The organism is Bacillus sp. EB106-04-02-XG92 (assembly GCF_058791995.1).
In genome coordinates, this window is the sequence record NZ_JBYTEA010000001.1 from 957,833 (window position 1) to 967,074 (window position 9,242).

Here is a 9,242-nt window from a genome sequence, read left to right on the forward strand (position 1 = left end):
TATCATTAAAGATGGTTACCACATATGGAGGTGGATGATTTGTTTCAAATTGGTGATAAAATCGTTTATCCAATGAACGGCGCAGGAGTCATCGAAGCCATTGAAGAGAAAGAAATATTAGGAACAATACGTCAATATTGTGTGATACGCATCATTAGTAAAGATATGCAAGTAATGCTTCCTATGGATCAATTACAAAAATCAGGTATTCGTTATATCGTAGATAAAGGTACGTTAGATGATATACTTCTTGAATTTCAAAACGGGGAATCAGATACATCACTTTCCTGGAAACAAAGATATACAATGAATATGGAAAAAATGAAAAACGGCAATCTGCAAGATAGCGCAGAAGTTGTTCGGGATTTACTTCGCCGCAATAAAGAGAGAGCTTTAAATGCGAGCGAAAAACAAATGCTAGATAACGCCCGAAAAATGATGATTAGTGAAGTTGCACTCGTACAAAATGTTTCTGAACATCAAGCAACAGAATATCTTCAAGATACAATTAATCATTAAATTTAAAATAGCTGGCCGCTATTTTTTTTTGCTTAAAAAAGGACAAAGAGCTAATACTCTTTGTCCTTTTCTATTACCCGCGCCCTGCTTGGAACGATGGATACAACGTCATTCCGCCATCTGCAAATAACGTAATTCCAGTTACGTAACTCGCCTCTGAGGAAGCGAGCCAAGTTGCGACTGCTGCAATTTCTTCTGGTTTTCCAATGTAGCCCATCGGTATCATACTTTCTACGTCAGCACGTTTTTTAGGATCAGCAAACTTCTCTGCATTAATTGGCGTATTTATTGCACCTGGCCCAATATTATTTACTCGAATGCCTTTTGGTGCGTATTCTAGCGCTAACGTTTCTGTCATCAGTTTAATGCCGCCTTTACTCGCCGCATAGTGCACAAATAGTGGCCACGGAATTTTCTCATGAACACTAGACATATTAATAACAGAACCTTTAATATCATGTTCTACAAAATATTTAATTGCTTCACGACTTCCTAAAAAAGCACCTGTTAAATTTGTATTAATTACCCTATTCCAATCTTCAAGCGGCATTTCATGCGACGGTACCGCGTTTTCTATCCCTGCATTATTAATCATAACGTCAAGCGTACCAAATTCTTTCACAGCAGATTGAATGAGGTTCACAACATCAGATTCAACCGTCACATCACCTTTTACAGCAATCGCTTCTCCGCCTACTTTTTTAATTTCTTCTAATACATCATGCGCTTCTGACTCTCGTGAACGATAGTTAATCACTACTTTCGCCTTCTCCTTAGCAAACCTTACTCCCATTGCTCTTCCAAGACCAGTTGCTGATCCTGTAATAACGACTACTTTTCCTGCTAAATCATTATACATTTCCATACCCCCTTTAACTTTTTGCTATACCTAACATAATTCCGGCTGCAATAATAAAAACGATACCGATAACAATGCCTGTTAATTGACGTTTCGTTTTCTTTTCACCTAATATAAGGATCCCACCAAGCGTCGAAATAATAATTCCCATTTGTGATAGCGAGAAGCTTGTTGCCACTCCAACACGCGGCTGCGAAATGAATAAAAACATATTTCCAGCTGCCCAAATTAATCCTGGAATAATATTTCGTATTGCATATTTATTAAATGGATGATGTTTAAAAGTAAGCAAAATGCCCCCTAACACCATACCGACTGCTTGTGGCAATAAAGCTGACCAACCATCTACGTTAAATAGTCTAATTACTACTACATAAACTAAATAACCGACTGTTGAAATCAATAAAATAATAATGCCTCTTTTAAAATTACCCGCCTGCTCTGCACTCTTTTCTTCTTCACTTTGAAGCGATGTTAAAATAACACCGATAATAATACAAATGAGAGCCAATACACCAAGGACGACTGATACCGTCGTAGACCACTCATGAAATACGATGACTCCAAATAAAGTCGTCGCAACTAATTGAAGTCCTGTTGAAATGGGCATCGTCCTCGAAACGCCCATTAAATCAATACTTTTTAATTGATTCGCCTGACCAAGTGCCCAAAATAAACCTGACACAATCCCAACTCCGATAACAGTAGGAGTTAATACGGGCTTCATAAAAATATAAACAACAATTGAGAAAATAAGTGCACCAAACGTTGTACCGAGTGTTTGGCTATACGGTCCTCCGCCTAGTTTCACGTTAAATAACACAATACTTCCCCAAAATAGAGCCGGTAAAATCGCTAAAAGTATGTCCATCGCTCATTACCTTTCTTTACTGAATGTCGTAGATTATCACTCTGAATCATTAGAGTGAGCTTTTATTTTTTCTCTTTCTCTTTCACAAACTTGTTCTACAATAGCACTAGAAACATTCCTTTCTCGCTCCACTTTCTTTATCTTTACGTGATCTAAATGATCTTCTAAAGTAAGTGTAACTTTATCATTCGGCGGATTATGTGCACCTTGGAACGTAAGAAATTGTAGCGTAATTTCAAATCTAGGAACGAACTCACTATTCTTACCGAGACGCTTTATATTTATAACTGAAGCACATTCAAATTGATCTTCTGTCACTTGTCTAATAACCGAATAATACCTATTCGATAATGCACTCTCTAAAAGCTGCTCCCTTGATTCTTTCGCGAAAGAATCAATTGGAGAAGAGAAAAAAACCGCACATAGCATTGTAATAACTACACATATTTTTTTCATAACACCCTCCTTGTTCTATACGTTAGTGTTCGCAAAACTTCCATAAAAAAACGACTTCCCTTATGTAGGAAAGTCGTTTTCATAAATCCAATATTAACCACCGCTCACCGGTGGGATTAGTGCAACAACATCACCAGATTGGACCCTGTCATCTTCATTTGCGTATTCTTCATTAATCGCAACCATAATTGGTGCTGTCATTGGTACATTATATTCTTTAGTAACAACATCTTTTAACTCTGCAACCGTAATATTTTCTTTCTCTATTTGTAACTCACTTGTTCCTGCTTCCTCTTGCAAGTACGCAAATAACAATACTCGAATCATACTTATAGCTCCTTCCCAGGCTCTCCCGCTGGATATGGCGTTTTTTCTAATTGATCACCAATCCATGAATCCCCATCTTCCCAAAACTCCTTTTTCCAAATCGGAACAATTTGTTTTATGCGTTCCATAATATATTCATTCGCTTCATAAGCCGCTTTACGATGCGGTGTTGAAACAGCAACCACAACCGCGATATCAGAAATTTGTAGTGTACCGGTGCGATGTGTAATCGCAACGTGTGTACCTGGCCACTTCTCTTTCACTTCTGAGCCAATTTTCTCTAGCATCTTTTCTGCCATCGTTTTGTAAGCGACGTATTCTAAGTATAATGTACGACGCCCTTTCGTAAACTCCCTAACCGTTCCAATAAATGTTGTAACAGCACCACATTCACGGCGAATAACCTTCTTCGCTACCTCTTCAACCAAGATTTCTGTATCAATTACTTCATAATATGTATTTGTCATTTCGTACTCCTTACCGTTTGTACAAACCAGTCTATATACAAATCTTCTTCTGTTATATGAAATACTTTATATTCTTCTCGTAAGTTTGCGGGAGCATCATGCCACGTAATAACCGCTACTATATTTTCTACTTTATGTAAAAGTTCAACGTCTTCCGCAGAACGAAGTAACACTATTTTCGGATAGCTCTCTTTTTTATAACCTTCAATTAAAATTGTATCTACTTCAAAAAACTCATATAAACGAACAATTTCTTGCAAAGACCAATCCTCTCTTAATGACGAAAGCGAAAGTAATCCAGCGCCTTCTACACTACTAACGACAGCACCAGCCTTTCGATGCCTCTCACTATCTTTTTGCGCTACTTCTGGAAATCCTCCGTGCCCGTGGTGTTTAATGGTAGCAACTTTCACTTTTCGTTCCGCTAACATATGCACTATTTTCTCAACAAGCGTTGTTTTCCCGCTATTTTGATATCCTACTATTTGTAAGATTGAAGGGGCTTTGCCCATGGCCAATCACATCCCTCGGCATGCTCTAACAATAATACAGATACTTTCATCCCTGCCTCAAACCCTCTCGTTCCCCCAGGCAACACAATAAAAGCATTCGCATCTGCGAGTGAAGATACCGCACTCGATTTATCTAAACCGACCGGCATCGCTTGTAATGCTCCGTCCATGATTGTCACCTTCGCTCTTACAAAACGAGTAAACGGATTTGGCTTGGGAAAATCTTTTTGTAAAATAGCATCTGCTCTATATATGTGAGGCTCCTTTGCATATAAATATGTTTGAATTACCGGATGCACAAATAACTCAAATCCCACGTAACAAGCTGACGGATTCCCCGATAAACCGAAAAGTAACTTCCCATCAACTTCAGCTACTGTCGTTACACTTCCTGGTCTCATCGCTATTTTATTAAAGAGTACATTTGCCTGTAATCTTTCATAAATAGCCGGCAAGTAGTCATAATCTCCTACCGACACACCGCCTGTCGTAATTAAAATATCAACCTCATTCATCGCTGATTGAACAGCTGCAAAACATGCATCTAACTCATCAGCAAGTTGACCATAATAACGGACTTTGCCTCCAGCTTTCATAATTTGAGCCGCAATCATATAAGAGTTACTATTTCTAATTTTCCCCGGCTGTAAAGACTCATGTACTTCTAGCAATTCACTTCCTGTCGTCACAATACCAACAACAGGCTGTTTTACAACTTTCACAGTACTATATCCAAACGTCGCTAATAAGGCCGCAACACCTGGATTAATTGCAACGCCTTTCTGAACGAGAACTTGATTTTGATTTATATCTTCCCCTTTAAATGACACATTGTCACCACTATGGAAAGGACGCTTTAACTTCATATATGTTTTTCCGTTCTTCTCAAAACCTTCCGTCAACTCTAGCATTACGACTGCATTACAATCCTCTGGAATAGCTGCTCCTGTCATAATACGAACCGCCTGAAAAGGTCCTACTTCTTCTGTAAAAACAGATCCCGCCCCAATTTCTCCTATTACTTCAAACTCAATCGCATTCTCTTGATTTGCTTCTTTCGTATCTTCTGCTCGAATTGCGAAACCATCGTAAGGTGAACGATCAAAATGAGGAACGTCATGATCAGAGACAACATCCTCCCCAAGAATTCTCCCGTAACTTTCCGTAATAGAAACCTCTTCTACTTCACCATTCTTCGCATATTCCATTACTCTCTCTACTGCCTCAGCAACTTGAATCGGAATTCGTTTTTCTACCATCGTTTCTCACCCCATATTTGCAATTTTTTGTATCTCGATTAAACTTTATATATTAAATAGAAATTACTTCAAGGAGGAATTCCATGTCTTCATTCACACACTTTAATGACCAAGGCCGCGCAAAGATGGTTGATATAAGCGACAAAAAAGCAACCGTTCGAACAGCAATTGCGTGCTCTAGCATTGTCGTTACAAAAGAAATTTACGATAAAATCTCTCACAACGAAATCGGGAAAGGTGACGTATTAGCAGTTGCACAAATCGCTGGTATTATGGCTGCGAAACGCACTTCTGATATTATCCCAATGTGCCATCCTTTATTATTAAAAGGTGTTGACGTTTCTTTCGATTGGAAACAATCCGAAGAACAATATCGATTACTTATTGAAGTAAAAGTAAAAACAGAAGGTAGTACCGGTGTTGAAATGGAAGCTTTAACAGCTGCTTCAGCTACCGCTCTTACCGTGTACGATATGTGTAAAGCTGTTGATAAAGGTATGATTATTGGCGAAACGTACTTACTTGAAAAAACAGGTGGAAAAAGTGGAGATTATGCGAGAAAGTCTTAATCTTCTCTCTGTTGAACCTAAAGGATTTCTTTAGGTTCAACCTATATATCTTGCATATAAACGTTTTGCTACATTGATATCATTCGTCCCATGAATAAACGCCCTGCCATCTGTAAATAAAACAAAACGAAATTCCTCTACCGGAAATGACAATAAATACGGAGTAGCTTTTACTTCCACACTTCTTTGTAAGCGCTTTTTAATTTCCTCTAAATGAAATTCATTCCGCACACCTGGACGGATTTGTACTGTATTTCGACCACATAACACTTCTGTTTTCGTTTGTGCTTCAAATGTTAAACTCGGATATGTACGTAATCTTCCGCAAGATAGACATGTGTCTTTTTTCTGCCTATTCACTTTAAATGCCATCTGTTGATTATTCCAAAGATCAAACGATAACATCGTTTCACGAAGCGCCCCATAGTCTTCTACTAATATTTTCAGCGCTTCCGTTATTTGATGCGCAACTACTAATTGTACTGCTGGCTGTATAATACCAGCCGTATCACATGTTGCTCCGCTCGCTGGATGCTCCATTAAACAGCGGAAACACGGTGTTTTTCCTGGTAAAATTGTATACGTTACTCCGTAGCTTCCAACGCAACCACCATATATCCACGGAACATTATACTTTTGTGAAATATCATTAATAAGAAGACGCGTTTCAAAATTATCTGTTGCATCTAATATTAAATCTACATCCTTCACTAGCTCTTCCATTTCTTGCACTGTTACATCAGTCACAACCGGATTTATTTCCACCTCAGAATTAATCGCTTTTAAATGCTCCGCCGCTGCTACCGCCTTCGGTTTATACTGCTTCGCGTCTTCTTCTGTATATAACTGTTGCCTTTGTAAATTACTCCATTCTACATAATCACGATCCGCAATTGTTATTTTTCCAACACCTGCTCTAACAATCGCTTCTGCATTTGCCGCACCAAGAGCACCAGCACCAATAATAAGTACATGCTTCTCTCTAATTTTTCTCTGTCCTTCTTCTCCAACACCAGCAAATAATATTTGTCTTGAATATCGCTCCTGCATACGATAGCCCCCTTTCTTATCCTCCTATATAAGACATTTCAATTTTCGGACGATTTTTTGCACTTTCTTCTGTCCGTTCATCCGAATACCTATCTTTTCTATTCATCCATACATCTTGTATAACACGTAATAACTCCTCATCCGAAAGCTTTCCCCTAAGAAGTTCCCTTATATCGAGTCCCTCTGTCGCAAATAAGCAAGTATAAAACTTTCCATCTGCCGAAATTCTCGCTCTCGTACAAGAGGAACAAAATGATTCAGAAACAGAAGTAATAAAACCGACTTCGGTATTTGTTCCAACGTAACGATATCGCTTCGCAACTTCACCGAAATAATGTGCTTCAGCTGGCTCAAGCGGATACACGCTATGAATCGTCTCCATTAACTCCCGCTTTGTAATAACTTGATCAAAGTTCCATCCATTTGTACTACCAACATCCATAAACTCAATAAACCGAAGCGTGATTCCTTGCTCTTTAAAATATGCAGCCATCGGAAGTACTTGATGATCGTTCATCCCTTTTTTCACAACCATGTTTACCTTTACATCAAGCCCGGCCTCTTTTGCGGCCATAATTCCTTTTATAACAGGTTTCGTACTAATATTCCGGCCATTAATGCCCTTAAATACATCGTCATCTATTGCATCTAAACTAACATTTACTCTATGTAATCCAGCTTCTTTTAATACTTTTGCTTGCTTCGTTAAATGAACCGCATTAGTCGTTAACCCTATATCTAACAGCCCGTCAATTTTCACGAGACGTGCAATAAGCTTCGTTAAATCTTTACGAAGTAGTGGCTCGCCACCAGTAATTCTAATTTTTCTTACACCGATGCTAACAAATAATTTTGCCAATCGCTCAATTTCATCAAACGTCAGTAAAAACTCATCTTTCAAAAAAGCATAATCTGGCCCAAACACTTCCGCTGGCATACAATATGTACATCTAAAATTGCAACGATCAATGACAGATATGCGCAAATCTTGAAGCGGGCGTCCAAAAAAATCTGTAACCATCTCCTGCATCGCCACCCTCCCTTTCTGCCAAATTTCTCTCTTTTCATTCTATTATAATATATTTTCGAACTGCGATGTTTTTGCTCAAGTGAATAAAGTAAAACTTTCCTAACCAATTAGACTCCCTACTTATAACGAGATAAAAAACCTTGAAGCATAAAAGCCCCAAGGTTTTCTTTCTATTAACTTAATCTAATAATAGTTAAAGTAGCTCCTGGCGTTGTCGTAGATAATGTGGCTATTGCAACTATTCCAAATAACTGTAGACTAACAGCAGCTCCAGCAGGCAAATTAGCAATGATTGTCGCATTAAATGAACCTGTAGCTACTGCTGGTGAATTTATTGTTCCTGCAAGCGGACTGCCATTAACAGTTATACGAGAACTTACAAGTAAAGAGGCTGTTAAATTTATTGTATAAGCTATATAGTAGTTCCCCGCATTCGCAACTGTAAATACGGTATTTCCTCCGCTAACGGTAATTCCTGGACCAATATTTTGATTGTTCGGCAACGGTACATTTGTACCACCTAACAAAACAGAAATAGCACTTCCTGATGTATTATTCGCAAATGAGTACGTTGCAGTTGTACTAACTCCTGTTGTTCCCGTACTTCCGGTTGGACCCGTTTCTCCCGTGGCTCCTGTATTTCCTGTTGGACCCGTGACTCCCGTGGCTCCTGTATTTCCGGTGGGACCCGTACTTCCCGTGGCTCCCGTGGCTCCAGTACTTCCCGTTGGACCCGTTTCTCCTGTGGTTCCAGTACTTCCCGTTGGACCCGTACTTCCCGTGGCTCCCGTTTCTCCTGTGGCTCCGGTATTTCCGGTGGGACCTGTTACTCCTGTGGCTCCCGTATTTCCTGTTGGACCCGTACTTCCGGTTGAACCCGTTTCTCCCGTGGCTCCAGTACTTCCCGTTGGACCCGTTTCTCCTGTGGCTCCCGTATTTCCTGTTGGTCCTGTACTTCCGGTTGAACCCGTACTTCCGGTTGAACCCGTACTTCCGGTTGAACCCGTACTTCCCGTTGGACCCGTTTCTCCTGTGGCTCCCGTATTTCCGGTGGGACCGGTATCTCCCGTTGGACCCGTTTCTCCTGTGGCTCCCGTATTCCCTGTTGGTCCTGTACTTCCAGTTACTCCTGTATTTCCTGTTGGACCGGTATCTCCCGTTGGACCCGTACTTCCGATTGGACCCGTTTCTCCCGTGGCTCCAGTACTTCCCGTTGGACCCGTACTTCCGGTTACTCCTGTATTTCCTGTTGGTCCTGTACTTCCAGTTACTCCTGTATTTCCTGTTGGACCGGTATCTCCCGTTGGACCCGTACTTCCGATT

The 9,242-nt window shown here is 39.9% G+C and carries 12 protein-coding genes; 2 read left to right on the forward strand and 10 right to left on the reverse strand.

All coding sequences use genetic code 11. From position 1 onward, the window contains the following. Positions 1 to 24: 24 nt before the first annotated feature. Entirely contained in the window at positions 25 to 519 is a 495-nt protein-coding gene (locus AC3WVA_RS05090; RefSeq protein WP_001998466.1) for a CarD family transcriptional regulator, read from the forward strand. Positions 520 to 592: 73 nt separating this feature from the next. On the opposite strand, the gene AC3WVA_RS05095 is transcribed toward AC3WVA_RS05090, so the two are convergent. From AC3WVA_RS05095 to moeA, 7 genes are all read right to left on the reverse strand, one after another. Further along, positions 593 to 1,378, reverse strand: a complete 786-nt coding sequence (locus AC3WVA_RS05095) for a glucose 1-dehydrogenase (protein WP_048528727.1) — start codon at positions 1,376 to 1,378, stop codon at positions 593 to 595. Between the two features lie 13 nt (positions 1,379 to 1,391). Further along, positions 1,392 to 2,249 (reverse strand): glucose uptake protein GlcU, encoded by an 858-nt coding sequence (glcU, locus tag AC3WVA_RS05100; RefSeq protein ID WP_492321809.1) that lies wholly within the window; start codon positions 2,247 to 2,249, stop codon positions 1,392 to 1,394. Between the two features lie 36 nt (positions 2,250 to 2,285). Beyond that, complete coding sequence (locus AC3WVA_RS05105) at positions 2,286 to 2,705, reverse strand: DUF3888 domain-containing protein (protein ID WP_088316449.1); 420 nt, start codon at positions 2,703 to 2,705, stop codon at positions 2,286 to 2,288. 93 nt (positions 2,706 to 2,798) lie between these two features. Next, a complete protein-coding gene (moaD, locus tag AC3WVA_RS05110; protein ID WP_098346437.1) occupies positions 2,799 to 3,032 on the reverse strand; it encodes a molybdopterin converting factor subunit 1 in 234 nt (77 codons plus the stop codon). 2 nt (positions 3,033 to 3,034) lie between these two features. Further along, positions 3,035 to 3,499, reverse strand: a complete 465-nt coding sequence (gene moaE / locus AC3WVA_RS05115; RefSeq protein WP_071756944.1) for a molybdopterin synthase catalytic subunit MoaE — start codon at positions 3,497 to 3,499, stop codon at positions 3,035 to 3,037. Then, complete coding sequence (mobB, locus tag AC3WVA_RS05120) at positions 3,496 to 4,011, reverse strand: molybdopterin-guanine dinucleotide biosynthesis protein B (protein WP_048528722.1); 516 nt, start codon at positions 4,009 to 4,011, stop codon at positions 3,496 to 3,498. The genes moaE and mobB overlap by 4 nt, the downstream gene beginning before the upstream one ends. Beyond that, entirely contained in the window at positions 3,981 to 5,270 is a 1,290-nt protein-coding gene (moeA, locus tag AC3WVA_RS05125; protein WP_492321810.1) for a molybdopterin molybdotransferase MoeA, read from the reverse strand. The genes mobB and moeA overlap by 31 nt, the downstream gene beginning before the upstream one ends. An 83-nt stretch (positions 5,271 to 5,353) precedes the next feature. On the opposite strand from moeA, the gene moaC reads away from it, so the two are divergent. After that, positions 5,354 to 5,839, forward strand: a complete 486-nt coding sequence (gene moaC, locus AC3WVA_RS05130; RefSeq protein ID WP_000094145.1) for a cyclic pyranopterin monophosphate synthase MoaC — start codon at positions 5,354 to 5,356, stop codon at positions 5,837 to 5,839. A 36-nt stretch (positions 5,840 to 5,875) separates the two neighbouring features. Here the strand turns inward: moaC and AC3WVA_RS05135 are convergent, their stop codons facing one another. The 3 genes from AC3WVA_RS05135 to AC3WVA_RS05145 form a co-directional block, all read right to left on the reverse strand. Further along, positions 5,876 to 6,889, reverse strand: a complete 1,014-nt coding sequence (locus AC3WVA_RS05135; RefSeq protein WP_098346436.1) for a molybdopterin-synthase adenylyltransferase MoeB — start codon at positions 6,887 to 6,889, stop codon at positions 5,876 to 5,878. A gap of 16 nt (positions 6,890 to 6,905) precedes the next feature. Then, positions 6,906 to 7,919 (reverse strand): GTP 3',8-cyclase MoaA, encoded by a 1,014-nt coding sequence (gene moaA, locus AC3WVA_RS05140; protein ID WP_088316446.1) that lies wholly within the window; start codon positions 7,917 to 7,919, stop codon positions 6,906 to 6,908. 173 nt (positions 7,920 to 8,092) lie between these two features. Then, positions 8,093 to 9,242, reverse strand: a 1,150-nt coding sequence (locus tag AC3WVA_RS05145; RefSeq protein WP_492321811.1) for a BclA C-terminal domain-containing protein, incomplete at its 5' end; no start/stop codon positions are given.

Coding starts and splice junctions, on each gene's coding strand:
- moaE (WP_071756944.1), bottom strand. CDS start 3,499: ATGACAAATACATATTATGAAGTAATTGATACAGAAATCTTGGTTGAA.
- AC3WVA_RS05105 (WP_088316449.1), bottom strand. CDS start 2,705: ATGAAAAAAATATGTGTAGTTATTACAATGCTATGTGCGGTTTTTTTC.
- moaA (WP_088316446.1), bottom strand. CDS start 7,919: ATGCAGGAGATGGTTACAGATTTTTTTGGACGCCCGCTTCAAGATTTG.
- glcU (WP_492321809.1), bottom strand. CDS start 2,249: ATGGACATACTTTTAGCGATTTTACCGGCTCTATTTTGGGGAAGTATT.
- mobB (WP_048528722.1), bottom strand. CDS start 4,011: ATGGGCAAAGCCCCTTCAATCTTACAAATAGTAGGATATCAAAATAGC.
- moeA (WP_492321810.1), bottom strand. CDS start 5,270: ATGGTAGAAAAACGAATTCCGATTCAAGTTGCTGAGGCAGTAGAGAGA.
- AC3WVA_RS05095 (WP_048528727.1), bottom strand. CDS start 1,378: ATGTATAATGATTTAGCAGGAAAAGTAGTCGTTATTACAGGATCAGCA.
- AC3WVA_RS05135 (WP_098346436.1), bottom strand. CDS start 6,889: ATGCAGGAGCGATATTCAAGACAAATATTATTTGCTGGTGTTGGAGAA.
- moaC (WP_000094145.1), top strand. CDS start 5,354: ATGTCTTCATTCACACACTTTAATGACCAAGGCCGCGCAAAGATGGTT.
- AC3WVA_RS05090 (WP_001998466.1), top strand. CDS start 25: ATGGAGGTGGATGATTTGTTTCAAATTGGTGATAAAATCGTTTATCCA.
- moaD (WP_098346437.1), bottom strand. CDS start 3,032: ATGATTCGAGTATTGTTATTTGCGTACTTGCAAGAGGAAGCAGGAACA.